A 24468-nucleotide genomic window follows, 5' to 3' on the forward strand; every position below is an offset into this window, starting at 1 on the left:
GGATCCCGAGGTCACGGATGACCGCCGGAGCCCGCATGGAATGGGTACTTGGCTAGGCGGTCGTTGCCTGTTGGGAGATCGAGCGGCTCCTCCGGTTCCTGACCGACCGTCGATCGGGAACCGACGTCTTCGAAACTCGCTCTGCGCCGATCAAAGCAGCCACGACCAGTCGCCGTAAGGCTCGTGCCCCCCTGTTCACAGGCTCTTCAGCCGGGTGATACATCCTCGACACAAAGCGGCGCGCGGTGCCCTCCGAACGGGGGGCAAATCCCGTGGAACGGGGGGTGGCGGGGTCAGGCCCGTGCGAGCGCGAACACCATCTCGTGCCTCGCCGACCACGAGTTGGCCGCAATGAAGTCGATGCGGCATTCCTCGGGCACCCGGCCCAGCTCGAGCGCGTCATCGACGACGTCGGCGAAGTCGGCCACGCTGTCGACGAGCAGCACGCGGTCGTCGATGCCGCGTACCGGCGGGAGGTCGATCGAGACGACGGGCATGCCCGCCGCGAGGTACTCGTAGACCTTGAGCGGGCTCATCGCCTCGGTGAGCGGCGTTCGCCGATGCGCCAGCAGGCACACCTCGGCGTTCCGCAGCGTCGCGACGAGCTCGGCCCTCGCGACGCTCGGGTGGATGTGCACGTTCGCGAACCGGCGAAGCGCAGCGACGTACTCGGGATCGGGGCATGGACCGAGCAGCACGACCTGGAGCTCTGGCCTGCGCGTGGCGAGGTCCGCGATGCCGGGCACGTCGAGCCGCGAGTCGAGCGTGCCGACGTAGACGGCGCGCGGACCGGGGATCTCGGCGAACCAGGCCGGGGCCGCGGGCAGCAGGCCGAGCCATTCGTCGGGCTCGACGCCGTTCGGCACGACCATCGCCGGCCCGGTCGGCCCGATGCGGTCGATGATCTCGGCCGAGACCGCGGCGACGGACCGGCCCGTCTCGGCGATGCGTCGATACGCCTCGCGGTACGCGGGCCAGTACGCCTGCCTGGCCGGCGAGCTCAGCCAGTCGTCGCGGGCGAAGAAGGTCACGCCGGAGGCCCAGTCGGCCGGCGCGAAGCCGGCGACGAGCGGATTCGTGGTGAGCAGGTGCGGCGCGATCAGGCCCTGGCGGCTCGCGGCACGCTCGAGCGAACGAGCGTAGCGGGAGTACTCGGTCGCGACGCCCGGCAGGTCGACCGGATCCTCGCGCCGGAGCCGAGCGGGCCGGTGGTACGCGATGCGCTCGTCCTCGGGGAACCGCACATCCCGATCGAGCAGCGGCGATGCGGCGACGCGCGGCATCCAGCGGTACGGGTCCGCGACGAGCAGGCGCCGCACCTCTGGGCTGCGCATGAGGCTCGACAGGATCCGGTCGGGCGGTCGCATCATGCCGCGCCGGACCGCATCGGTGTAGGTCTCGTAACTGAACGTGAAGACGAAGTCGGTCGGGTCGGGTCGGCTGTTCCGGTCGGCCTCGGCTCCGGCGTCGTCCTCGGACAGGGCGTACGAGGCGTCGGTGTGCTCGCTCACGCCGTCAGCTCCCGGATGACGCGGGCGGGCGCACCCGCGACCACGCACCGCGCCGGCACGTCGTCGCGCACCACGGAGTTCGCGCCGACGACGGCGCCCGCGCCGATCGTGACGCCCGGCATGATCACCGCGTTCTGGCCGATCCACGCTCCGCGGCAGATGCGCACGGGCGCGACGCGGGAGAGCGGCTGGTCGCGGATGAAGACGTCGGGGTCGTCGAATCCGTGCGTGTGATCCGAGATGTACACGCCCCGTGCGATCGCCACGCCGTCTTCGAGGACGACGCTCTGCACAGCCGAGATCGAGGTCTGGTTCATGCGCACCCGGTCGCCGATCGTGATCGTGGGCGACGGGCCGTCGAGTCGGGGGACGATCAACCACGAACCCGGACCGATGAGCACGTCGGATCCGATCGAGATGCGGTGGGCGTTGCCCACTCGGAACGGCAGCAGGATCCGCGTTCGCGCGCCGAAGCTCGCGAACCCCGTCGAGGCGATCTTCGAGAAGACCGCATCGCGTGCCCGCTGCATCAGCAGCACCAGCTTCAGACCGTTCACATCCGCCTCCCCGACGGGCGACCCGGCATGACGCCCGAAACCGAATACGTCCTTCGAGCGTCCGTCATCGGCCGAGTCGCCAGCCCGCTCAGCGTATCCGCCGGACGCGGCGAACCGATGGCCGTGAGCCGATTGTTTACCCGGAGGTAACAGTCCGATCCCTGAGGGGGAGGCGCGCGAGGTTGCGGCGGGCGAGCACCTGCACGTCGGGGAGCCGCGACGCGATGCGCCGCGAGAGCGCCTCCGCGTCGTCGGCGGTCTCTCCTGCGACGCGAGCGAGGTCGATCGCGAGGCGATCGCTCGCGACGCAGAGCTGCGGTGCGTCGAAGAGGTCCATGAGGCCCTCGACCTTGCCCTGCGTCGCCACGGTCACGGCGGGCACGCCGTGCATGAGGCTCATGACCGCGAGATGCATGCGCCCCGTCACCGTGAGCCTCGCGCGACCGGTCAGGCCGCGGATCGCCGAGGGCGAGAGCAGGTGATCGACGAGCACGACGTCGGCGTCGTCCTCGAACCGCTCGGCCACCGCCCGGCAGATGGGCAGGTCGTCGGCGCCCGGCCGGGAGACGTGCGGCACCAGCAGGACGCCGTGTCCTCGATCGCGGAGGGTCCGGACGACCTCGATGTACGGCTCGAGCCCGCCGTCGGCCGGCACGAGCCCCGAGAAGTTGACGAGCGCGAGCGGGCCGCTCACCCGGTCGGCCCAGGCCGCCGCGGCCTCGGCATCGGTGCGCTGCGCGAGGAAGACGATGTCGGCGCCGTCGACGACGGGGGCGACGCCGTCGGCGCGGGCGCGCGCGGCCGAGCGCGGATCCCGCAGCACCGCCTCGACCCCGTGTCGCGCGGCGGCGCGCACGGCGTCGAGTGCGACCGGGTGCGGCGAGGCGTTCCAGCTGAAGCCGAGGATCCGGGCGTCGATGCCGACCTCGGCCGCACGCCTGGCGAGGTTCGCGCGGTTGGCCGAGGCCCGGTATCCGTAGCCGCCGTCCATCACGTCGGCGCCGACGACGGAGAACGAGGTCGCGGTGCGCAGGAGTGCGCGGAAGGTGCGCATGTCGCGTGCGTGGCCGATCAGGTCGCCGTAGGCGAGCGAGAGCAGGGGCACGACCCGCACCCGGTCGTCGCCGATCGAGTAGTCCGTCGGCCGCCGGCAGATGACGGTGACCCGGCCGTCGACGTTCTCGATGAACGCCTCGACCAGTGCCTGGTCGCCGATGTTCCCGCCGCCGGCTGGCGCGAGCAGCACGTGGTGCTCGCCCTCCCTCGCCCCGGCGACGTGGCGCCTCGACAGGAGGATGCGATCGGCTGCCGCGAGCAGCCCCGGCGACCGCAGCGGCTTCGAGAGGCGTTGGCGGAGTGCGCCGAGTCCGTTGGCCATCGAGGGTCCTTCCAGTGGCGTGGGTGCGGCGAGCGCCGCCGACAGGCGGACAGCATATCCACACCCGGATCGCGCCCCCCGAGCTGGGGGTGCCGCAGGGGCGAGCCGTAACATGCGCGCAACACGGCGTGTGCACGGTGTTCAACTCGGCTCCATATGCTCGGGCCACCCGGGGCTACGCCGGACGACGTCGTTCCTCTCTGCCGGGCGGCCGACAGGGGAGGGAGCCGACGTGATGAGCACGACCTTCGTCGACATCATGATGCGAACGGCCGCCACGGCGGGCGAGGATCGCGGGATCAGGTTCTACTCGAGCCCGACCGATTCCGAGTTCAGGTCGTACGCGGCCTTCGACCGGCAGGCGCGTGCCGACGCCGCGACGCTCACGGCGCGCGGGCATGCCGCAGGCGAGGTCGTGATCCTCGCGTTCGATCCGGGGCTCGCCTTCATCCGGGCGCTCTACGCGACGTTCTACGCCGGGTTGATCGCGGCCCCCGTGCCGGTCGCGGCGATGCGCCAACCGGGCGCCGCGCTGGGTCGCCTCGAGGCGATCATCGCCGACTCGCGCAGCGCGCTCGTGCTCACCGACGGCACCGCGCTCGCCGCGATGGGACTGGAGCCCGGCGGCGCCCCCGCCGGGGCGACCGTCACCCAGGTCACGACCCTCGCGGGCGAAGCGGATGCCGCGTCCTGGACGCCCCCGCCCATCACCGCCCGGTCGCTCGCCCTCCTGCAGTACACCTCCGGCTCGACCGGAACGCCGAAGGGCGTGATGGTCAGCCACGGCAACCTCGTGGCCAACGAGGCCGCGATCACGGCGGCCGTCGGCATCTCCGCGGCGTCGCGCACGATGGGCTGGCTGCCGCACTACCACGACATGGGGCTCGTCGGTCAGCTGCTCCAGCCCATCTTCGCCGGCGCCGACAGCGTGCTCACCTCGCCGAGCCAGTTCCTGCGGCGTCCGCTGCTCTGGCTGCGGCTCATCAGCCAGTACCGCTCGACGCACACGGTGGGTCCCGACTTCGCCTACGGCCTGTGCACCAGGCTCGTCACCGACGAGCAGCTGGCCGAGCTCGACCTCTCGGCGCTCGAGGGCGTCATCACGGGCGCCGAACCGGTGCGCGGGTCGACGCTCGCCGCCTTCTCCGATCGGTTCGCCGCGGCGGGGTTCGACGGCCGGGCCTTCATTCCCGCCTACGGCATGGCCGAGACGACACTGCTCGTGACGGCGAGCGTGCGGTCCGCGCCGGTGGACCCGATCCGGGTCGATGCGGCCGGCGTCGAGGCCGGGGAGCTGCACGAACCGACCTCCGACGATCGGGTGGTCGACCTCGTCTCCTGCGGGCCGCCGGCCGAGGGCCACGAGATCGCGATCATGGATCCAGCCTCGGGGCTGCGTGCGGCCGAGGGGGCGATCGGCGAGATCCTGGTGCGCGGTCCGAGCGTGGCGCAGGGATACTGGGACCGCCCGGAGGAGACCGAGCGCGTGTTCGGCGGAACCCTCGTGGGCGAGTCTGGCGATCGGCGCTACCTGCGCACGGGCGACCTCGGCTCGCTCGTCGACGGCGAGCTCGTGATCACGGGCCGCATCAAGGACCTCATCATCATCCGCGGGCGGAACCTGTATCCCCAGGACCTCGAGACGACCGCGGAGTCGTTCCTGCAGTCCGGATGCCTCAGCGCGGCGTTCGAGGGCCTCGGATCCCAGCCTGCCGTCGGGCTCGTCGCCGAGGTCGACGCGGCGCGGGTGCCGCTCGACGAACTCGAGCGGCTGGCCGAGGCCGTGCGCAGGAGGGTCGTCGACGAGTACACGCTGCCCGAGCTCGGCATCGCCTTCATCCGCAAGGGCACGCTGCCCCGCACGACGAGCGGGAAGGTGCAGCGCGCGCTCACCCGTTCGCTGCTCGCCGACGAGCGCCTCGCGACCGTGCTGAGCGTGGGATTCGACCGGAGCCTCGCATGACCGGCTCGATCCCGGCCTCGACGATCGACGCGACCGAGGCTGCCGTCGCCGCCGAGGCGGTCGAGGCTGCCGAGGCGGTCGGGCGGCTCGATCGCGCTTCGGTGGGCGCGTTCGAGGCGTTCCTCGGCGAGCCGGGCGAGCCGGGCTCGCTGATCTCGACGGATCGGTCGATCGAGCTCGACGAGGCCTCGGCCTTCCCCGGCGATGTCGTCGACGCCGTCGACGGGTGGGGGCTGCAACGCGCATACGTGCCGGAGGCGCACGGCGGCGGCCTCGGCGACGTGTTCGTGCCGATGATGATGATCCGGCGCCTCGCGGGTCGGGACCTCACGGTCGCCGTCGCGCACGGCAAGACGTTCCTCGGTGCCGTCGGCGCGTGGATCGCGGGCGGGCCGATCGCGGGCGAGATGGCCGAACTCGTCCTCGCGGGCGAGCCGGTGTCGTGGGGGCTCACCGAGCCGGGCCGGGGCTCGGACCTCTCGAACACGGCGACCGCGGCCGCCATCGGCGGCGACATCCGGATCACCGGAACGAAGTGGCCGATCAACAACGCGACGCGCGGCCGGGCGATGACGGTGCTGGCCCGCACGTCCGACCAGGCCGGCCCGCGCGCGTTGTCGCTCGTCCTGGTCGACAAGGAACGGGTCGACCCGAGCACGCTGGGGTACCGGCCCAAGGTCGCGACCCACGGCATCCGCGGTGCCGACATCAGCGGACTCGAGCTGCGCGGAACGGTCGTCGAGGGCGACCGACTCGTTGGCGCGCCGGGCCACGGACTCGAGATCGTGCTGAAGAGCCTGCAGCTGACGCGGCCGCTCACCACGGCGCTCTCGCTCGGCGCGGCCGATCACGCGATCGCCATCGCCACCGGGTTCGCGTCGAACCGCCGCCTCTTCGGACGGTCGCTCGCGGGACTCCCGGCGGCCCGGGCGACGCTCGGAGCCGCGATCGCGGATTCGCTGCTCGCCGAGGCCGTCATGTACGCCGGTGCCCGTGGGGCGCACCGGACCCCAGAGGAGATGTCGCTCGTCAGCGCGCTCGTGAAGTTCCTCGTGCCCGACACCGTCGACCTTCTGTTCCGGGACCTCACGCCGTTCGTCGGGGCGAGGTCGCAGCTGCTCGGCATCGCGGGTGCCGGCGCGTTCCAGAAGGCGGCACGCGACAACCGGGTCGTCGGCATCTTCGACGGCAACTCCGTCGTCAACCTGAACATGATCATCAACGAGTTCCCCTCGATCGCACGTGACACCGACCCGGTCGACGCCGAGGAGATCGTCGCCGACTTCGGCTTCGAGGCGCACGACGGCTGGGTCGACACCACCAGGCTCCGCCTCGTCACCAAGCGCGGATCGCGGGTGCTGCGCGCGCTGCCCGCGCTCGTCGACCTGCTCGGCGCGCGCCCGTCCGCGGTGCCCGCGAGGCGCATCGCCGCCGAGCTCGACCGGCTCACGGCCGCGGCCGGCGCCGCGCCGCGGGAGTCCGCACCGTCGGCCGCCTCGTTCGACCTCGCCGAGCGGCTCGCCCTCTGCTTCGGCGCCGCGTGCGCGATCGCCACCGACCTCGCCTCGCCGCAGGCCGCGAGCGCACCCTCCGAGGTGCGCCTGACCGCGGTGCTCGACCGGCTCGCGGTGCGACTCGGCCTGCTGCCCTCGACCGCGGCGGCGCCGTCGGCGTCGGCGCTCGCCGAGCTGGCCCTCGAGGAGGCCGCGCGCGCACGGGCGGTCTCGATGCTCGACGGATGGACGGAGGCCGCATGACGATGCTCGACGGCCGCGCCGACGCGGGGATCTCGACGGCGGCCGCGCCGGACGACCTCGACGAGCTCTTCGGCGACCCGCGGCATCCCGGACCGTTCGACTACGCGTCGATCGTGGCCGACGACGACGCGCGGAGGCTGAGCACGACCGCCGAGAGCCTGCTCGACGAGTGGGAGGCGGCGGCGGAGTTCGTGCCGGTGTCGCTCGGCGGTCGATGGGCCTCCACCGAGGACCTCGTGCGCCGCTGGCGTCCGATCTTCCGCCGCGACCCGGCCCTCGGACTCGGGTACGGCGTCACCTCGCTCATGGCGGCCCTCAACGTCTGGGTCGCCGGCGACGAGGCGCAGCAGCGCGAGGTCGCGGCGCGGCTGCTGCGCGGCGAGCGCATCGCCGTCGGCTTCCACGAACTCGATCACGGAAACGACCTGCTCGCGAACGAGTTCACCGCGCAGCCCGACGGCGAGGGCGGATGGGTGCTGACCGGGGTCAAGCAGGTGATCAACAACGTCGATCGCGCCGAGTCCGTGCTCGTGATGGCGAGGACCTCGCCCGAGCCCGGCGCCAGGAGCCATTCCCTGCTGCTCTGGCACAAGGATGCCGCGACGAGGCTGTTCGTCGACACCGGCCGTCGCGTGCTCACGGCCGGCATGCGCGGCTGCCGCATCGGGGTCGCCGAGTTCCGCGAGCTGCCGGTGCCCGCCGGGGCGGTCGTCGGACCGACGGGCACGGCGGCCCAGACGGCGCTCACCGCGTTCCAGGTGAGTCGCGCGGTGATCCCGGCCCTCGCCGTCGCGACCGTCGACGCGACGCTCGACCTCGCCGTGCGGTACGGCCGCGAACGCGCGCTCTACGGTGGCGCGGTGCTCGACCTGCCGCACGCCAGGGCTCTGTTCGCCGGCGCGCTGGCCGACCTCTGGCTCGCCGACGCGCTGAGCGCGGTCGTCGTGCGTGCGCTGCACCTGGCGCCGGCCGAATGCCTCGTGCTGACCGCGGCCTCGAAGTACCTCGTGCCGCAGTTGCTGCAGTCGGCGATGCAGGACCTCTCGGTGCTCTTCGGCTCGACCTTCTACGCGAGGGTCGCGCCGTACGACATCGTCGAGAAGTTCGTGCGAGACCTCGCCGTCGTGCCCATCGGGCATGCCGGCTCCACGGCCTGCCTGCTGACGATCCTGCCAAACCTGCCCGCGTGGGTCCGACGTTCGCGCCGCACGACGACGACCGACCCCGGCCTGTTCCGGCTCGGCGACCCCCTCGACGAGCTCGACTTCGGCCGGCTCTCGCTCGGGGCGGGGTCGAGCGACCCGCTCGGCGCGGCCCTGACGGATCCGATCGTTCGCGAGGGGCTCGACGCCGACACGGTCGAGGTGCTCGATCGGCTCGCCGTCGAGCTCGATCGGCTCCGGACCGAGGCATCGGAGGTCTCGCCGTCGCTGCTCGGGGCGGACGCCCCGCCCGAGGCGTTCGCGCTCGCGCATCGACTGACGCTGCTCTTCGCCGGTGGCGCCTGGGCCGGCGCGTGCGCCGCCGCACCGCCAGGGTCCGTGCTGCGCGACGAGGTCGTGCGCAGGGCCGTGCTCTCCAGGCTCGAGGCGCGGCTCGCCGGTCGGATCCCACCGCTCGGCCCAGACGAGGTCGATCACCTCGTCGGCATCGCCGGCGACCTCGTCGACCGCGACGTGCGGTTCACGATCTCGGAACCGGCGGCGACGCCGCCCGTTCCACTCGAAGAAGGAGACACCAGATGACCACGGATGCCCCGACCATCGAATCCTGGCTGATGGGCCGCGTCGTGGCCTACGGCAAGGTCGACGCCGGCACGTTCGACGCGACGACGCCGCTCGCGGACCTCGGACTCGACTCGGTCTACGCCCTGACCCTCTGCGGCGACATCGAGGACGAGTTCGAGCTCGACGTCGATCCCACGATCGTCTGGGACTACCCGACGATCGGGGAACTCGCCGAGGGCATCTCCGAACGGCTCGCCGCGGCGTGACCGGCATCGGCACCGCGACCGCGCCCGCCCCGGCGCGTGCCCGGGCGCGTGCCCGGGCGCACGGCGGTGCCGACGGCCTGTGGTGGTGCAGCGGTGACTGGACGCTCGAGGTGAGCGACCTCGACCCGCTCGCACCGTCGCGCTCCGTTCAGGGGGAGCGCCGCCGCCGCCTCGTCGCGCGACGCGCGATCGGGCGGGCCTGGGCGCGCGAACTCGTGCGCGAGCACCTGGACGGCGTCTGGCCCGGGTTCCGTGCGCATCGCCCCGGCGAGAAGCCGAGGCTGCGCGGCGATCAGCCGATCGACGTCAGCATCGCGCACAGCGGTGCGTCGATGCTGGTCGCGATCGGTCGAGGCGTGCTCGTCGGCGCGGACCTCGAGGCGGCCCCGTTCGAGGCCTTCTCACGGCCGCAGCTCGTGCGGCGCATGTGCTCGCCCGAGGAGCTCGCCCGCTTCGGACGGGTCGCCGACGGAGCGGTCCGGCGTCGAGCGCTCGCGCGCGCGTGGACCGTGAAGGAAGCCGTGCTGAAGGCCCGCGGCGTCGGACTCGCGGTGGACCCCAGGAGCGTCGCCGTCGATGTCGAGGCGATCCTCGCCGACGTCGAGGCGCGGTCGGCCGACGCCGACGCCGCATCGGCGCCCGAGATGTCGATCGTGCGGCTTCTCGCGGAGTCCGGCGCCGGCGGTGCCGACGGTCGTGCGGTCGAGGTCGTGCATCCGCGGGGCTGAACCACGCCGAATCCGCTCGCCGATCTCACGTCGGGACAGCATGGCTGGACCCGGCCGGCTGCTGAACGCACCGTGGAAACGACGAAGGCCCCCGCTCTCGCGGAGGCCTTCATCATGTGTGTCGGGGTGACAGGATTTGAACCTGCGACCTCGTCGTCCCGAACGACGCGCGCTACCAAGCTGCGCCACACCCCGGTGCCCTTGCGGGCCTCAACAAGGATAGCCGATAAACCGAGGCCCGCCGACCACTCGGCCGGTCAGCTCGATGCGACCAGCGTGATGAGCGTCGCCTCGGGAGGGCAGGCGAAGCGGACGGGCGCGTAGATCGACGTTCCGAGGCCCGCCGAGACGTTCAGGAACGCCGACCGAAGGCCGTGACGCCACACGCTCAGGCCCTTGACCTGGTCGCGCGGGATGTCGCAATTCGTGACGAGTGCGCCGAAGCCGGGCACGCACACCTGGCCGCCGTGCGTGTGCCCGGCGAGCATCAGCTGCGCGCCGTGGTTCACGAACGAGTTCAGCACCCGCTGGTACGGCGCGTGCGTCACGCCGACGGTCACCGTCGGCCGAGAAGCGGTGGGGGATGCCGCGTCGGGCCACGTGTCGTCGGCGAGCGGGTCGTCGGCGCGCAGGTCGTCGATCGCGCCCGCGATGAGGTCGAGGCGGTCGAAGCCCTTGTGAGGATCGTCGACGCCGAAGAACTCGAAGTGGGTGCCATGCAGGTCGAGCGTGGTCGCGGTGTTGTCGAGGTCCTGCCAGCCGAGCTCGGCGAAGAAGGCGTGCAGCTCGTCGATGTCGAGCCGCTTGCTGCGGCGGACGTGGCCGGACGGGCCCGAGAAGTAGAGGAACGGATTCTTCAGCACCGGTCCGAAGTAGTCGTTCGAGCCGTTGACGAAGACGCCCGGAACGCCGTGGAACGGCTCGAACGCGGCCCGGATGCCCTCGATGCCGCGCTCATGGCCGAGGTTGTCGCCCGTGTCGACGACGAGGTCGGGTTCGAGCGCGGCGAGCGAGCGCACCCACGCCTGCTTCTCGCGCTGCCAAGGGGCCATGTGCAGGTCGGAGAGGTGCAGCACCTTGATCGGGCTGGAGCCCGCGGGGAGCACCGGGACCTCGACCCGGCGCAGGGTCCACCTGGTGCGCTCGACGAGGGATCCCCACGCGAACGCGGCAGCGCCGGCCGCGCCGATCGCGATGGCGATCTGCGCGGCCGGCGCCAGCTTCGAACGGCTCAATCGTCGCCGCCGGGTTGCGCGCCGGTGCCTCCGCCGGTACCGCCGCCGCTGAGCTTGCCGACCCCGATCGTGATCGTGTCACCCGGCTTGGCGGCGCCGTCGGCCGCGGGGTTCTGCGAGATCACGGTGCCGACCTTCGTCGGATCCGTGGTCGCCTCGTCCTGGCGCTTGACCTTGAACCCCGCCTGCTTCAGCGCGTTCTCGGCGGCATCAGCCTGTTGGCCCACCACGTTCGGCACGGCCTTCTGGGAGCCGTTGCTCGTGTAGACGGTGATCGTCGTGCCGCGACCGGCCTGGCCGGTCGGGTTGGAGCCCGTCACGGTGCCGGCGGGAAGGGCCGAGTCCTGCGGGCCGCCGTCGGCGAAGACGAATCCAGCGGCCTCGATCGCCTGCTTGGCCGCGTCGATCGTGAGCCCGGCGACCTGCGGGATGTCGACGAGCACCTCCTTGAACATGCTGGTCGGCGCGTCGGGGAAGTCGGCGCCGCCGTACTTGTTGTCGGCGACCGACATGATGGCCGGCCACATGCGGTGTCGAGCGGTGGCCGCGGCGCCGCTGTCGAACCGCAGCTCGCGCAGGTTGGCGTCGCCGGTGACGTTGCCGACCCACACGGCCGTGGACGCCATCGTGCTCGCCCCGATCATCCAGGTGTCCTTGGCGCCGTCGGTGGTACCGGTCTTGCCGATGTGGGCGACGCCGGTGTCGGGGTCGGAAGCGGACGTCGTGCCGCCGTTGAACGTCTGCTCCATGGCGTAGTCCATCGCGTGCGCGACCTCTGCGGTCACGGACTGCGAGCACGTCGTGGCCGGCGGCGCGACCTCTTCTCCGCTCGCCTTCACGATGCGGTCGATCGCGATCGGCGTGCAGGTGAGGCCGTTGTTCGCGATGCCGGCGAAGGCGGTCGCCATCGAGAGCGGCGCGACCTCCTCGGTGCCGAGCACGGCGCTGGGGCTGAACACCTCGTCGGGATTCACCATGCGCGTGCCGTCCGCGTTGTACACGGGACCGTTCTCGTCGTACTCGAACTTCTGGCCGAGGTCGAGGCCGTCGGCGCGGCGGACGCCGAAGGCCTGCGCCGTGTCGCGGATCTTGCAGAGGTCGAGCTGCTGGGCCATCGCCATGAACGAGGTGTTCACCGAGTACTTGGTGGCGTCGACGGCGTTGTTCGCCCCGGTCGCGTCGTCGTTGCGCGGGTTGAAGTTGCCGGTCCAGCCGCCGTAGCAGGCGGCGGGGAACGACGTGAAGTCGCGGCGGGCGCCGTTGAAGGTCTCGCGCAGCGAGTGTCCCTCGTTCAGCCACTCGGCGAGCGTGAAGACCTTGAACGTCGAGCCGGGCTGCAGGCCGCTGGACCCGCCGTAGTCGAAGTCGGTGTTGTAGTTCACGGCCGTGTAGGAGGCATCGGCCGCGGCGACCTCTGCGTCGTTCGTGAACCGCTTGTTCTGGGCCATCGCGAGGACGCGCCCGGTGCCGGGCTGGACCGTGACCGTCGCGGAGCCGACGTCGAACCGCGGATCGGTGAACGGGACGTTCTCGGCCATCGTGGCCACGGACGCCGTCTGCAGGTCGAGATCCAGCGAGGTGTAGATCTGGAGGCCGTCCTTCTGCAGCATCTCCGCGCCCTCGTTCACGTCGGTCGTCGCCGGGTCGTCCATCTGGTTCTTGATGATCCACGTGACGTAGTCGCAGAAGTACGCGTTGTCGCCGGCCGTCTGGCAGCCGGTGCTCGGCGGGGTGATCGCCGGGGCGATGACGGTCGCGACCGCGGCGTCGTGCTCCTCCTGCGTGATCTTCTTCTCGTTGAGCATCTGGTCGAGGATGTAGTCGCGCCGGGTCTTGTTGTCGGCGTACGGCACGGGCTGCCCGTCGACGACGGTCGCAGCGCCGTTGGTCTCGCTGTCGGGCTCGTCGAGGCGGAACTTCTCCGGCCAGTTCACGATGGCGATGAGGCTCGCGGCCTCGGCGAGGGTCAGGTCGGCGGCGTGCTTGCCGCCGTAGTAGTACTGCGCGGCGGATTCGATGCCGTAGACACGGCCGCCGAACGCGGCGATGTTGAGGTAGCCCCGCAGGATCTCGTCCTTCGAGTACTCCTTCTCGAGCGTGATCGCGTAGCGCATCTCCTTGAGCTTGCGCTCGGGCGTCGTGGCGGTGGCCTCGTCGTACGCGGCCTCGCGCTCCTCCTCGGTCTTCGCGGAGTTGACGCCGTTGTTGATGAGCACGTTCTTCACGTACTGCTGCGTGATCGAGGATCCGCCCTGCGTCGCGCCGCCGATGACGTACTCGTTGAGGGCCGCTCGCAGCGTGCCCTGGATGTCGATTCCGCCGTGCTCGTAGAACCGGGGGTCCTCACCGGCGACCGCGGCGTCCTTGACGTACTGGCTGATGGCCTCCCACGGCACCTCCTCGCGATCCTCGTCGAAGAACGAGGCGAGGTGGATGGTCGAACCGTCGGACTGCGTGGCGTAGATGTCGGTCTTCTCCGACAGGTCGCCGATCTGCAGCACGCCGGGGAGGTTCTCGAACATGGTGATGCTGTTGTTCGCGGCCAGACCGGTGACGGCGAGGGCCGGGGTCACGGCGGCGGTCACGAGAATGCCGGCGAGAGCGCTCATGCCGAGGAATGCGAGCACCCCGGAGCCGACATCGCTCATCGTACGTTTTTGGGCAGACATATAGTGGAGCTTAACGGAGAAGGCTGGCAAACAACGGCACGGATGCTGGGCAAACGATCTGCCCGCACCGGCGCCGACGTCGCCGCGTGCCCGGCCGCCGGCCGACTCCGACCAAGCCGCCTGTCGACGGAGAGACGAGGATCCCATGGCCACCTGGGAGTACATCACCACCCCGCTGCTGATCCACAACACCGCCGCGATCCTCAACAACTGGGGATCCGAGGGCTGGGAGCTCGTGCAGATCGTGCAGGGTCCCGAGGGCGGCCTCGTCGCGTACCTCAAGCGGCCGGTCGGCGGCTCCGAGTCGGTCGCGGCATCCGCGGGCGCCGCTGCGGCCGCGCAGGCCGCCAAGGCCTTCGAGGGCGAGGGGCACGCCTGATGGCCGGCTTCGAGGCCCGTCTCGTCGAGCTCGGCATCGTGCTCCCGGATGTCGCGCCGCCCGTCGCCGCGTACATCCCCGCCGTGGCGACCGGCTCGTACGTGCACACGTCTGGACAGCTGCCGTTCACGGCCGGGGCGCTGCCCGCGACCGGCAAGGTCGGCGACGGCCACGGCCTCGTTCCCGCAGACGACGCGAAGGCCTATGCCCGCACGTGCATGCTCAACGCCCTCGCGGCGGTGCGCGCCGAGATCGGATCCCTCGACCGCATCACGCGCATCGTGAAGGTCGTCGGCTTCGTGGCGTCCGACCCGTCGTTCACCGGCCAGCCCGGGGTCGTCAACGGCGCGTCCGAACTGCTCGGCGAGGTGTTCGGCGAGACCGGGCGCCACGCGCGCTCGGCCGTCGGCGTCGCGGTCCTGCCGCTCGACTCGCCCGTCGAGGTGGAGCTGCTCGTCGAGTTCGCCTGACGTCCGGCGTCGCTCCCGCGTTCCATGCGAGGCGGGGGAGCGCTGTCGGATGCCGCGCCTAGACTTGTCGGGACATGACGCTGATCCTCGACCCCGACGACCCGGCCGGCTGGCGCGAGGCGCCTGCCGCAGACGGTGCACCCGCGGTGCACGGCACGCCCGCGGCATCCGGCAACCGCTTCACCGACGGCCTGAACCCCGAGCAGCGCGAGGCGGTCGAGTACCGCGGCCAGGCCCTGCTCATCGTGGCCGGCGCCGGCTCGGGCAAGACCCGCGTGCTGACGCATCGCATCGCGGGGCTCATCGACAGCCGTGAGGCGTGGCCGAGCCAGATCCTGGCGATCACGTTCACGAACAAGGCCGCGGCCGAGATGCGCGAGCGCGTCGAGGCGCTGCTCGGCGAGGGCGCGTCGGGCATGTGGATCTCGACGTTCCACTCGGCGTGCGTGCGCATCCTGCGCCGCGAGGCCGAGGCCATCGGGCTGTCGTCGACCTTCACGATCTACGACTCGGCCGACACCCGCACGGTCCTGAAGCGCATCATCAAGGAGCTCGACGCCGACACGATGGGGTTCACCCCTGCGGGCGCGCAGTCGAAGATCTCCAAGCTCAAGAACGAGCTCTCCGACGTCGAGTCGTACGCGCGCAACGCGAACATGAACGACCCCCAAGAGGTCATGTTCCTCGAGATCTTCCGGCAGTACACGCGGCGCCTCCGGGCGGCCAGCGCGCTCGACTTCGACGACCTCATCGCCGAGACGGTCTACCTGTTCCGCGCGTTCCCGAAGGTCGCCTCGCTCTACCAGCGACGCTTCCGCCACATCCTGGTCGACGAGTACCAAGACACGAACCACGCGCAGTACTCGCTGATCCGCGAGTTCACGCAGCCGATCCCGGCCGAGCGGGTCGCCGAGATGGCCGACCACGGCTTCAACGTCAGGGCCGTGGCCGACGCCACCGGCGGCATCCCGGGCGCGAGCCTCACGGTCGTCGGCGACTCCGACCAGTCGATCTACGCCTTCCGCGGGGCCGACATCCGCAACATCTCGGAGTTCGAGCGCGACTTCCCCGGCGCCAAGGTCGTGCTGCTCGAGCAGAACTACCGCTCGACGCAGAACATCCTCTCGGCCGCCAACGCCGTGATCTCGAACAACTTCGACCGCAAGGACAAGAAGCTCTGGACCGCGGTCGGCGACGGCGACAAGATCACGGGGTACACGGGCTACACCGCGCACGACGAGGCGCAGTTCGTGGCCGACGAGATCGAGTCCCTGCACCGGTCGGGCGTCGCCTACCGCGACATCGCCGTGTTCTACCGCACCAACGCGCAGACGCGCGCGCTCGAGGAGATCTTCGTGCGCTCGGCGCTGCCGTACCGCGTCGTCGGCGGCACGAAGTTCTACGAGCGAGCCGAGATCAAGGACGCGATGGCGTACCTCATCTCGGTGGCCAACCCGCTCGACGAGCTCGCGCTGCGCCGCATCCTGAACACGCCGAAGCGCGGCATCGGCCCCGCGACCGAGACCGCGCTGGCGAGCTTCGCCGAGGCGAACCAGGTCACGTTCCGCGAGGCGATGCGCTCCGCAGACGCGCTCGGCCTCGGGCCGAAGGTCACGGGCGCGATCACGACGCTCGCGGCGGTGCTCGACGAGGCGGCCGCCATGCTCGCGCCCTCGGCCGCCGGCATCGCGGCCGGCACCAACGAGGGCGCCTCGAAGGTCTCCGACGTGCTCGTGTTCCTGCTCGAGCGCTCCGGGCTCATCGAGGCGCTGCGCCGCAGCCGCGACCCGCAAGACGAGACGCGCGCCGAGAACGTCGACGAGCTCGTGGCGCAGACCCGCGACTTCGACCGCGACAACCCGCTGGCCACGGTCGTCGACTTCCTCACGCAGGTCTCGCTCGTCGCCGCGGCCGACGAGCTCGACGACGCGTCCGGAACCGTGTCCCTCATGACGCTGCACACCGCCAAGGGCCTCGAGTACCACGCGGTGTTCCTCACGGGCCTCGAAGAGGGGCTGCTGCCGCACCAGATGTCCGCGTCCGAGCCCGGCGGTCCGGCCGAGGAGCGTCGCCTCTTCTACGTCGGCATCACGCGTGCGCGCCAGCGCCTCTACATCTCGCTCGCGATGAGCCGCGCCCAGTTCGGCGAGGTCGCCGTCGCGATGCCGTCGCGCTACCTGCAGGAGATCCCCGAGGGCCTCGTCGACTGGAGGCAGTCTCCCGGCATGGCCACCTCGCGCGGCGGCACCCAGCCGCGCGCTCTCAACGCCAGGCGCCCTGGCGGCGCGTGGGGCACGCGCGACCGCGACCTCGAGCGCTTCAGCGTCACCGCGTCGGCCAAGCCGAAGGCCGAGTGGGCCAACCGGGTCACCGGCACGGTCCGCGACAACGGCGACCTCACGCTCGAGGCGGGCGACCGCATCCGGCACGTCGACTTCGGCGAGGGCCGGGTCAACCAGGTCACCGGCGAGGGCACGAAGCGCATCGCGCACGTCAGCTTCGACACCGCGGGGCAGAAGAAGCTGCTCATCAAGATCGCCCCGATCGAGAAGCTGTGACCTGGCCCACGCGCGCGCGGCGCACCGTGTACGAGAACCCGTGGATCAGCGTCGTCGAAGACGAGGTCGAGCGGCCCGACGGGGAGCCCGGCATCTACGGCGTCCTCGAGATGCGGCATCCGGCGGTGTTCGTGGTCGCCATGACCGACGCCGACGAGGTGCTGCTCGTCACGATCGACCGGCACACGGTCGGCCCCTCGATCGAGGTGCCCGCCGGTGGCACCGACGGTGAGGACGCGCTCGTCGCCGCGCGGCGGGAGCTCCTCGAGGAGACCGGGTACGCGGCCTCCGAGTGGCATGAGATCGGCCGCATGAACGCGCTCAACGGTGTTGCGCGCGCACCCGAGACGGTGTTCCTCGCCACCGGGCTCGAGGTCGCGGCATCCGCGGGTCACTCGCAGCACGAAGAGGGCATCAGCCAGATGCGGGCCGTGCCGTGGGCCGAGGTGTGGCAGCTCGTGCGCGACGGCGCCATCACCGACGGCGAGACCGTCGCCGCCCTCGCCTACGCGGCCGTGCACCTGGGCCGCATGTCATGAGCGCGACGCGCCCGACCCGAGGGTGGTGGCGCGAGTTCCGCACGCTCGACGTCGAGGTCGCGCTGCGCGCCGCCGTCGCGGCCGTCGTCCCGCTCTCCATCCTCGTCGCGACGGGGCGCACCGAATGGGCGGCGTACGCCGCGTTCGGCGCCATGACCGCGATCTTCGGTCGCAGCGAGCCCTACGCCACGCGCATCCGCACCGTGACGACCGCCGCGGTCGTGCAGATCACGGCGACCGGACTCGGCATCCTGCTCTCGGTCGCGCACGCCCCGCTCGGCGTCGAGGCCGCGGTGCTCGCCGTGCTCGTCACCGGTGTGATCGTCACCTTCAACCTGCTCGGGGTCACCCCCTCGGGGCCGCTCTTCGCGGTGTTCGGCCTGCTCGTGTGCGCGGCCCAGCCGATCGACGACGGCACGGGCTGGCAGCGCTGGGGCATCGCATGGGCGGCGGCCGCATTCGCGTGGCTGCTCGCGATGTCGGGGTGGGTGCTCCGACGTGCGGCGCCAGGGCGCACCAAGGCCGTGTTCCGAGACCTGCCTCGCCGCACGCCGGTCCGCGTCCGCGGTTGGTCCGACCCGCGCCTGTGGCTGAACGTCGTGCAGAACGTCGCGGCCGCGCTCCTCGCGGGGGCGGCGGCGATGGCGCTCGGCATCGGGCATCCGTACTGGGCGGTCGTGAGTGCCGTCGCGGTGATCCCGCCCGCGCGCGCGGCGCACACCGCGCAGCGGGCCGTGCACCGGGTGACCGGCACCCTCGTCGGCGTCGTGGCGACGGCGCTCGTGCTCTGGCCCGACCCGCCGGTCTGGGTGCTCATCCTCGTGATCGCCGTGTGCCAGTTCGGCGCCGAGCTGCTCGTCGGCCGGCACTACGGCGCGGCCCTCGTGTTCATCACGCCGCTCGCCCTCACGGTCGTGCACCTCGCGTCGCCCGTTCCGTTGTTCGGGCTCCTCGCGGACCGCGTGGTCGAGACCGCGCTCGGCGCCGCCGTCGGCATCCTCGCGGTGCTCGCCGCACGGCGGTTCGTCGAGGTGCGGCCGATGCCGCCGCCGACGAGCGCGACGCCGACCGTCGGGCCATCGACATCCGACCGCCCTGATCGCCCCTGATCGCGGGCGGGTTCGGAGCCGCCATGCGAGCGGAGTAGCATTGACCCGGCCCCAGCGGATATCTCGAGATCGAGACATTCCAGTCGGGCATACACCCACCAGCCACTGTGCGCGGTCGCGCGTGCGGACCGATTGGAAGTAGAGCGTGGATCTTTACGAGTACCAGGCCAGAGACCTGTTCGAACAGTACGGGGTCCCGGTGCTTCCGGGCATCGTCGCCGACACCGCCGAGGAGGTGCGCGCCGCAGCCGAGAAGCTCGGCGGCGTGGTCGTCGTCAAGGCGCAGGTGAAGACCGGCGGCCGCGGCAAGGCGGGCGGCGTCAAGGTCGCCAAGAACCCCGACGAGGCGTTCGAGGCGGCGCAGGCCATCCTCGGCCTCGACATCAAGGGCCACGTCGTCAAGCGCGTCATGGTCGCCGGCGGCGCGCGCATCGCGCAGGAGTTCTACTTCTCGGTGCTGCTCGACCGGGCCAACCGCTCCTACCTCTCGCTCACGAGCGTCGAGGGCGGCATGGAGATCGAGCAGCTCGCGGTCGAGAAGCCCGAGGCGCTCGCCCGCATCGAGGTCGACCCCATCGCCGGCATCGACGCGGCAAAGGCCCGCGAGATCGCGGTCGCCGCGAACTTCCCGGCCGAGCTCGTCGACAAGGTCGCCGACGTCTTCGTGAAGCTCTACGAGGTCTACAAGGGCGAAGACGCGACGCTCGTCGAGGTCAACCCGCTGATCCTCGACGAGGACGGCAACGTCATCGCCCTCGACGGCAAGGTCACGCTCGACGAGAACGCCGAGTTCCGTCACGCCAACCACGCGCTGCTCGAGGACAAGGCCGCGGCGGACCCGCTCGAGGCCGCCGCGAAGGAGCTCGACCTCAACTACGTCAAGCTCGACGGCGAGGTCGGCATCATCGGCAACGGCGCAGGACTGGTCATGTCCACGCTCGACGTCGTCGCGTACGCCGGCGAGAACCACGGCGGCGTCAAGCCCGCCAACTTCCTCGACATCGGCGGCGGAGCCTCGGCCGAGGTCATGGCCAACGGCCTCGGCATCATCCTCGGCGACCCGCAGGTCAAGAGTGTGTTCGTGAACGTCTTCGGCGGCATCACCGCGTGCGACCAGGTCGCCAAGGGCATCGTCGGCGCGCTCGCCGAGCTCGGCTCCACCGCGAACAAGCCGCTGGTCGTGCGCCTCGACGGCAACAACGTCGTCGAGGGCCGCCGCATCCTCGAGGAGGCAGCGCACCCGCTCGTCACCCTCGCCGAGAACATGGACCAGGGCGCCGACAAGGCCGCCGAACTGGCCAACGCCGCGTAGTAGAAGAAGGACTGCAGAGCAATGACGATCTTCCTCAACAAGGACTCCAAGGTCATCGTCCAGGGCATCACCGGCGGCGAGGGCTCCAAGCACACCGCGCGCATGCTCGCGGCGGGCACCCAGGTGGTCGGTGGCGTGAACGCGCGCAAGGCCGGCACCAAGGTGCTGCACACGGATGCTTCGGGCAACCCGGTCGAGCTGCCCGTGTTCGCGTCGGTGGCCGAGGCCATCGCCGCGACCGGCGCCGACGTGTCGATCGCGTTCGTGCCGCCGGCGTTCACCAAGGACGCCGTGGTCGAGGCCATCGACGCCGAGATCCCCCTCCTCGTGATCATCACCGAGGGCGTGCCCGTGCAGGACTCCGCGGAGTTCTGGGCGTACGCCAAGGAGAAGGGCGACACGACGCGCATCATCGGCCCGAACTGCCCCGGCATCATCAGCCCCGGTGAGTCGCTCGTCGGCATCACCCCGGCGAACATCACGGGCAAGGGCCCGATCGGCCTCGTGTCGAAGTCGGGCACCCTGACGTACCAGATGATGTACGAGCTGCGCGACCTCGGCTTCTCGACGGCCATCGGCATCGGCGGCGACCCGATCATCGGCACGACGCACATCGACGCCCTCGCGGCGTTCGAGGCCGACCCCGAGACGAAGGCGATCGTGATGATCGGCGAGATCGGCGGCGACGCTGAAGAGCGCGCGGCCGACTTCATCAAGGCGAACGTCACCAAGCCGGTCGTCGGCTACGTCGCGGGCTTCACCGCCCCCGAGGGCAAGACCATGGGCCACGCCGGTGCGATCGTGTCCGGCTCGGCCGGCACCGCGCAGGCGAAGAAGGAGGCCCTCGAGGCCGCCGGCGTCAAGGTCGGCAAGACGCCGTCCGAGACCGCGCAGCTCCTGCGCGAGGTCTACGCCGCCCTCTGATCCCGGATGCCGCGGGCCGGCGTCCGTTCGCCGCCCGCACCGCATCCCGAAACGCCCGCTCCGACCGCTCCGTGCCTCGCACGGCGGCCGGGGCGGGCGTTTTCGCGTCGCCGCACGTCGGATCGCTGCGCTCGTCGGGTCCGCGCCGATATGGTGTGGATGACGGGCGAGTCCGAGGGGGACGGCATGGCTGCGACAGACGATCAGGAACTGCTTGCGCGCATCGAGGCCCTCGAGGCCGAGAACGCCCGACTCCGGGTCGTGGTCGAGGCGCCGCCCGCAGGCGCGGCCGCCCCGGCTCCTGCTCCGCGGGAGCGTTCGTCGGGCCGTGCGCGCGTGGCCGTGGCGACGATCCTCGTCCTCATCGGCGCCATCCTCACCCCGGTGGCCGTCCTCGGCGGGTGGGCGAAGAACCAACTCGTCGACACCGACACGTTCGTCGCCACGTTTGCGCCCCTCGCCGACGACCCCGCCGTGCAGGCGTACGTCGCCGACGAGGCCACGGAGGCCATCATCGCGGCGGCCGACATCGAGAGCCTGACCTCGTCGGTCTTCGAGGGCATCAGCCAGCTCGGCCTGCCCGATCGGGCCGAGCAGGCACTGCAACTCCTCGAGGGCCCGGCGACGCAGGGCATCGAGTCCCTGATCGGGCAGATCGTGAACCGGTTCGTCACGTCCGAGGCGTTCGGCGACATCTTCGAGCAGGCGCTGCGCACGACCCACACCGCGACGATCAAGGCCCTGCAGGGCGACCCGGACGCGGCGCTCCAGATCACCGATTCCGGTGAGATCGGCATCCAGCTCGGACCGATCGTCGAGGCGGTCAAGCAGCGCCTCGTCGATGCGGGCATCGGGTTCGCGTCGGCCATCCCCGAGGTCGACAGGACGATCGTCGTGGCCAAGTCCGACTCGCTCACGACCGTGCAGCTCGCGTACACCCTCGCCGTCTCGGCCGGAACGTGGTTGCCGTGGGTCGCGCTGGCGTTCCTCATCGGCGGGATCCTGGTCGCCCCGCGACGGCGGACGGCCATCATCTGGACGACCTCCACGCTGGCGGTGACGCTCACGATCCTCGCGAGCGGGTTCGGCATCGGGCGGCTCTACTTCATCAGCACGGTCTCGCCGAGCATCGTTCCGACCGCGGCCGCGGAGGTGATCTACGACCAGATCGTCGATCGCATGTTCGCCACGACCATCGCCTTGGTCGTCTTCGCGGTCTCGGTCGCGCTGATCGCCTGGCTCAGCGGTCCTGGGACGATCCCGACGAGGTTGCGCGGGTTCGCCGACGCCGGATTCGGCGCGGTGCGTCGCTCGGCCGCGGCGCGAGGCCTGACCACCGGTTCGTTCGGAGCCTGGCTGGGCCGGCAGCGCACCGTCGTCTTCAGCGTCATCATGCTCGGCGCGGTCGCGGTGATCCTCTTCGTTCGACCCGTCTCCACGGGACTCGTCGTGTGGACGATCGTCATCGCGCTCATCCTCGTGGCGATCGTCGAACTGCTGCAGCGCCCGCCCGCCGAGGTCGCGGAGGCCCAGGCGGCGGCGGAGGCCGCCGCCCTCGAGGCCGAGATCGCCGCGGCCGCGGCCTCCGTTCGGGTCGGCGATGAAGGCCCGACGGATGTCGCAGCCGACGACGACGGCGACACCGCCGTGCTCGTCGAGGTCTCAGGGGTCGAGGCGCCGGCAGCGGAGGCCGACGCGAAGACGACGGATGTCATCGACGTCGACGGGGGGTCGGCGGCGCCGCGGACGAGTCCGAAGAAGCGCGGGCGTCCTGTCGAGTGAGCGCCTCCCTCCGGGCTAGGCTCCCGGAGGAATGAGACGCACCACGATCGCCCTGCTCGCCTCGCTGGAGGCCCTCGTCGCAGCGCTCATCGGGTTCGCGCTCGCCCTCGTCCCGCTCATGCTGCTGTGGGCCGTGCACTTCGGGCTCGCGGTCGACGCGATGGTCTTCGTGCACGCGGCGGCGGGCGTGTGGCTGCTCGGGCACGGCGTCGACCTCACGGTGCAGGTCGACCCGGTCACGGCATCGCGCACGGGCCTCGAGGGCGCCGGCGACCCGTTCGCGATCGCGATCGCGCTGCTCGGCATCGCGCTGCTCTCCCTCACGGCCGGCGTGCGGATCGGGCGCCGTTCGGCGGCCGCCGACCACGCGGTCACCGGTGCGCTCGCGGCGATGGCGGTGTTCGCGCTCGCGGGCGCCGGCGCCGTGCTCCTGGTCGATTCGCCCGCCCTGCACGCGGATCCGTGGTGGGCGATCGGCCTGCCCGCCTTCGTCGTCGGGCTCGGCGCGCTCATCGGCTCGGTGGGGGAGTCCGTGCGCAATCCCTCGACGGATGTCGCGCGCGCCGGGTTCGTGCGCCGGGCGGTCGCCTCGCTGCCGCCGACGGCGACCGAGGTGGTCGCCGTCTCCGTGCGGGTCGGAGCCGGCGCGGTCTTCGGCGTCCTGGCCGTCGCGGCGGTGCTCGTCGCCCTCGCCATCACGCTCGACTACGCCACGATCGCGGGCCTGTACCAGGTGCTCGATCCGGGCATCGACGGCGGCATCGCCCTGACCATGGCGGAGCTCGCGCTGCTGCCGAACCTCGTCGTGTGGGCCGCGGCCTGGCTGCTCGGGCCCGGCTTCGCGCTCGGCGCGGGGTCGGTCCTCTCGTCCGGGAGCACGGTGCTCGGACCCGTGCCCGGGATCCCGCTGCTCGGAGCCCTGCCCGAGTCCACCCCCGCGCTCGGCGGACTGTGGTTGATCGTGCCCGTGCTGCTGGGCTTCGTCGGCGCGTGGATCGTCGCGACCGCACGGGGACGGGCCGCGCACGGTTCCGGCACCGAGTGGTGGCGTCCGCTCGTCGTGGCGGCGGGGTCGGCGGTCGTCGCCGGCGTGACGCTCGGAGTGCTCGCCCACTGGTCGTCGGGGGCGGTCGGCCCCGGCCGTCTCACCGAGATCGGCCCCGACGGGTACGCCGTCGGGCTCGTCGCCGCGGCGACCGTCGGCATCGGGGCGCTCGCCGGCGGCTACGCCGCGCTCGTGCGCACGCGCGAGGTCGCAGGATCCGGGCTCGCGCTCCGCGACGAGCGGGTCGACGAGCGCGTCGAGCGGCCGAGGCCGCGGTTCGAGCCGGTTCTCGACCGGGAGCCGGTTGCGCCGGTCGTCCGCGCAGCGTCGGCCGCACCGGCGCCGTTCACCGTCGGCGTCGTCGATGCCGCGCCCGTGCACGGACCGGAAACGTCCGCCGCTCCCGCGCCTGCGGCGCCGGCCCACCCGGTCCCGACCGATCCGGACGTGCCGTGGTGGCGCAGGGACGCCGCCCCCGCCCACGACGACCGCGGCGACGACCGCGGCGACGACCGTGGCGACGACCAGGACACCGAGGCGTTCGACACGACCCGGTAGG

General features: G+C 71.7%; 19 protein-coding genes and 1 tRNA gene. 14 read left to right on the forward strand and 6 right to left on the reverse strand.

What is annotated here, in order from left to right; translation table 11 throughout:
* Positions 1-293 precede the first annotated feature (293 nt).
* From ABIC29_RS04375 to ABIC29_RS04385, 3 genes are all read right to left on the reverse strand, one after another.
* On the reverse strand, positions 294-1511 hold the full coding sequence (locus ABIC29_RS04375; RefSeq protein WP_116081004.1) for a glycosyltransferase: 1218 nt from the start codon (positions 1509-1511) through the stop codon (positions 294-296).
* Positions 1508-2068 carry an acyltransferase gene (locus ABIC29_RS04380; protein ID WP_116081005.1) on the reverse strand — a complete coding sequence of 187 codons (561 nt, stop codon included), beginning with the start codon at positions 2066-2068 and terminating at the stop codon, positions 1508-1510. The genes ABIC29_RS04375 and ABIC29_RS04380 overlap by 4 nt, the downstream gene beginning before the upstream one ends.
* A 136-nt stretch (positions 2069-2204) precedes the next feature.
* A complete protein-coding gene (locus ABIC29_RS04385; protein WP_158551768.1) occupies positions 2205-3446 on the reverse strand; it encodes a polysaccharide pyruvyl transferase family protein in 1242 nt (413 codons plus the stop codon).
* A gap of 235 nt (positions 3447-3681) precedes the next feature.
* Between ABIC29_RS04385 and ABIC29_RS04390 the strand changes: the two genes are divergently transcribed.
* Genes ABIC29_RS04390 through ABIC29_RS04410 form a run of 5 tightly spaced genes read left to right on the forward strand, consistent with a single transcriptional unit; the run spans position 3682 to position 9887 of the window.
* Complete coding sequence (locus ABIC29_RS04390; RefSeq protein ID WP_158551769.1) at positions 3682-5409, forward strand: fatty acyl-AMP ligase; 1728 nt, start codon at positions 3682-3684, stop codon at positions 5407-5409.
* Positions 5406-7166 (forward strand): acyl-CoA dehydrogenase family protein, encoded by a 1761-nt coding sequence (locus ABIC29_RS04395; protein ID WP_354243119.1) that lies wholly within the window; start codon positions 5406-5408, stop codon positions 7164-7166. Before ABIC29_RS04390 ends, ABIC29_RS04395 begins: the two co-directional genes overlap by 4 nt.
* Positions 7163-8911 carry an acyl-CoA dehydrogenase family protein gene (locus ABIC29_RS04400; RefSeq protein WP_354243122.1) on the forward strand — a complete coding sequence of 583 codons (1749 nt, stop codon included), beginning with the start codon at positions 7163-7165 and terminating at the stop codon, positions 8909-8911. Before ABIC29_RS04395 ends, ABIC29_RS04400 begins: the two co-directional genes overlap by 4 nt.
* The gene (locus tag ABIC29_RS04405) at positions 8908-9159 is read left to right on the forward strand and encodes an acyl carrier protein (protein ID WP_116081009.1); all 252 of its coding nucleotides are present in this window, start codon (positions 8908-8910) and stop codon (positions 9157-9159) included. Before ABIC29_RS04400 ends, ABIC29_RS04405 begins: the two co-directional genes overlap by 4 nt.
* The gene (locus ABIC29_RS04410) at positions 9156-9887 is read left to right on the forward strand and encodes a 4'-phosphopantetheinyl transferase family protein (RefSeq protein WP_354243125.1); all 732 of its coding nucleotides are present in this window, start codon (positions 9156-9158) and stop codon (positions 9885-9887) included. Before ABIC29_RS04405 ends, ABIC29_RS04410 begins: the two co-directional genes overlap by 4 nt.
* Before the next feature lie 121 nt (positions 9888-10008).
* Here the strand turns inward: ABIC29_RS04410 and ABIC29_RS04415 are convergent.
* The 3 genes from ABIC29_RS04415 to ABIC29_RS04425 all read right to left on the reverse strand — a co-directional run bounded on the left by ABIC29_RS04415 (position 10009) and on the right by ABIC29_RS04425 (position 13770).
* Positions 10009-10082, reverse strand: a tRNA-Pro gene (locus ABIC29_RS04415).
* A gap of 62 nt (positions 10083-10144) precedes the next feature.
* Complete coding sequence (locus ABIC29_RS04420) at positions 10145-11122, reverse strand: metallophosphoesterase (protein ID WP_116081011.1); 978 nt, start codon at positions 11120-11122, stop codon at positions 10145-10147.
* Positions 11119-13770: a transglycosylase domain-containing protein gene (locus ABIC29_RS04425; RefSeq protein ID WP_116081012.1), complete on the reverse strand. Its 2652-nt coding sequence runs from the start codon at positions 13768-13770 to the stop codon at positions 11119-11121. Before ABIC29_RS04425 ends, ABIC29_RS04420 begins: the two co-directional genes overlap by 4 nt.
* Before the next feature lie 166 nt (positions 13771-13936).
* Between ABIC29_RS04425 and sp36 the strand changes: the two genes are divergently transcribed.
* From sp36 to ABIC29_RS04470, 9 genes are all read left to right on the forward strand, one after another.
* Positions 13937-14170, forward strand: coding sequence for a Sp36 family protein (sp36, locus tag ABIC29_RS04430; RefSeq protein ID WP_116081013.1), 234 nt, complete (start codon positions 13937-13939; stop codon positions 14168-14170).
* Positions 14170-14640, forward strand: coding sequence for a RidA family protein (locus ABIC29_RS04435; RefSeq protein WP_116081014.1), 471 nt, complete (start codon positions 14170-14172; stop codon positions 14638-14640). The genes sp36 and ABIC29_RS04435 overlap by 1 nt, the downstream gene beginning before the upstream one ends.
* A 74-nt stretch (positions 14641-14714) precedes the next feature.
* Entirely contained in the window at positions 14715-17198 is a 2484-nt protein-coding gene (locus ABIC29_RS04440) for an ATP-dependent helicase (protein WP_116081015.1), read from the forward strand.
* Entirely contained in the window at positions 17195-17737 is a 543-nt protein-coding gene (locus tag ABIC29_RS04445; protein ID WP_116081016.1) for an NUDIX domain-containing protein, read from the forward strand. Before ABIC29_RS04440 ends, ABIC29_RS04445 begins: the two co-directional genes overlap by 4 nt.
* Positions 17734-18846 (forward strand): FUSC family protein, encoded by a 1113-nt coding sequence (locus ABIC29_RS04450; protein ID WP_116081017.1) that lies wholly within the window; start codon positions 17734-17736, stop codon positions 18844-18846. Before ABIC29_RS04445 ends, ABIC29_RS04450 begins: the two co-directional genes overlap by 4 nt.
* 145 nt (positions 18847-18991) lie before the next feature.
* Positions 18992-20158 carry an ADP-forming succinate--CoA ligase subunit beta gene (gene sucC, locus ABIC29_RS04455; protein WP_055856035.1) on the forward strand — a complete coding sequence of 389 codons (1167 nt, stop codon included), beginning with the start codon at positions 18992-18994 and terminating at the stop codon, positions 20156-20158.
* A gap of 21 nt (positions 20159-20179) precedes the next feature.
* Positions 20180-21082: a succinate--CoA ligase subunit alpha gene (gene sucD, locus ABIC29_RS04460; RefSeq protein ID WP_116081018.1), complete on the forward strand. Its 903-nt coding sequence runs from the start codon at positions 20180-20182 to the stop codon at positions 21080-21082.
* Positions 21083-21268: 186 nt separating this feature from the next.
* A complete protein-coding gene (locus tag ABIC29_RS04465) occupies positions 21269-22864 on the forward strand; it encodes a hypothetical protein (protein WP_147309125.1) in 1596 nt (531 codons plus the stop codon).
* Between the two features lie 31 nt (positions 22865-22895).
* Positions 22896-24467, forward strand: a complete 1572-nt coding sequence (locus ABIC29_RS04470; protein ID WP_354243133.1) for a cell division protein PerM — start codon at positions 22896-22898, stop codon at positions 24465-24467.
* The last annotated feature ends 1 nt before the right edge of the window (position 24468 follow it).

It is taken from the genome of Agromyces sp. PvR057 (assembly GCF_040547485.1).
Taxonomy (GTDB): Bacteria; Actinomycetota; Actinomycetes; order Actinomycetales; family Microbacteriaceae; genus Agromyces.

Bases quoted from the DNA above. Each gene is read 5' to 3' on its own strand.
- ABIC29_RS04385 (WP_158551768.1), bottom strand. From the start codon at position 3,446: ATGGCCAACGGACTCGGCGCACTCCGCCAACGCCTCTCGAAGCCGCTG.
- ABIC29_RS04390 (WP_158551769.1), top strand. From the start codon at position 3,682: ATGAGCACGACCTTCGTCGACATCATGATGCGAACGGCCGCCACGGCG.
- ABIC29_RS04395 (WP_354243119.1), top strand. From the start codon at position 5,406: ATGACCGGCTCGATCCCGGCCTCGACGATCGACGCGACCGAGGCTGCC.
- ABIC29_RS04400 (WP_354243122.1), top strand. From the start codon at position 7,163: ATGACGATGCTCGACGGCCGCGCCGACGCGGGGATCTCGACGGCGGCC.
- ABIC29_RS04405 (WP_116081009.1), top strand. From the start codon at position 8,908: ATGACCACGGATGCCCCGACCATCGAATCCTGGCTGATGGGCCGCGTC.
- ABIC29_RS04425 (WP_116081012.1), bottom strand. From the start codon at position 13,770: ATGAGCGATGTCGGCTCCGGGGTGCTCGCATTCCTCGGCATGAGCGCT.
- sp36 (WP_116081013.1), top strand. From the start codon at position 13,937: ATGGCCACCTGGGAGTACATCACCACCCCGCTGCTGATCCACAACACC.
- ABIC29_RS04435 (WP_116081014.1), top strand. From the start codon at position 14,170: ATGGCCGGCTTCGAGGCCCGTCTCGTCGAGCTCGGCATCGTGCTCCCG.
- ABIC29_RS04440 (WP_116081015.1), top strand. From the start codon at position 14,715: ATGACGCTGATCCTCGACCCCGACGACCCGGCCGGCTGGCGCGAGGCG.
- ABIC29_RS04450 (WP_116081017.1), top strand. From the start codon at position 17,734: ATGAGCGCGACGCGCCCGACCCGAGGGTGGTGGCGCGAGTTCCGCACG.
- sucD (WP_116081018.1), top strand. From the start codon at position 20,180: ATGACGATCTTCCTCAACAAGGACTCCAAGGTCATCGTCCAGGGCATC.
- ABIC29_RS04465 (WP_147309125.1), top strand. From the start codon at position 21,269: ATGGCTGCGACAGACGATCAGGAACTGCTTGCGCGCATCGAGGCCCTC.
- ABIC29_RS04470 (WP_354243133.1), top strand. From the start codon at position 22,896: ATGAGACGCACCACGATCGCCCTGCTCGCCTCGCTGGAGGCCCTCGTC.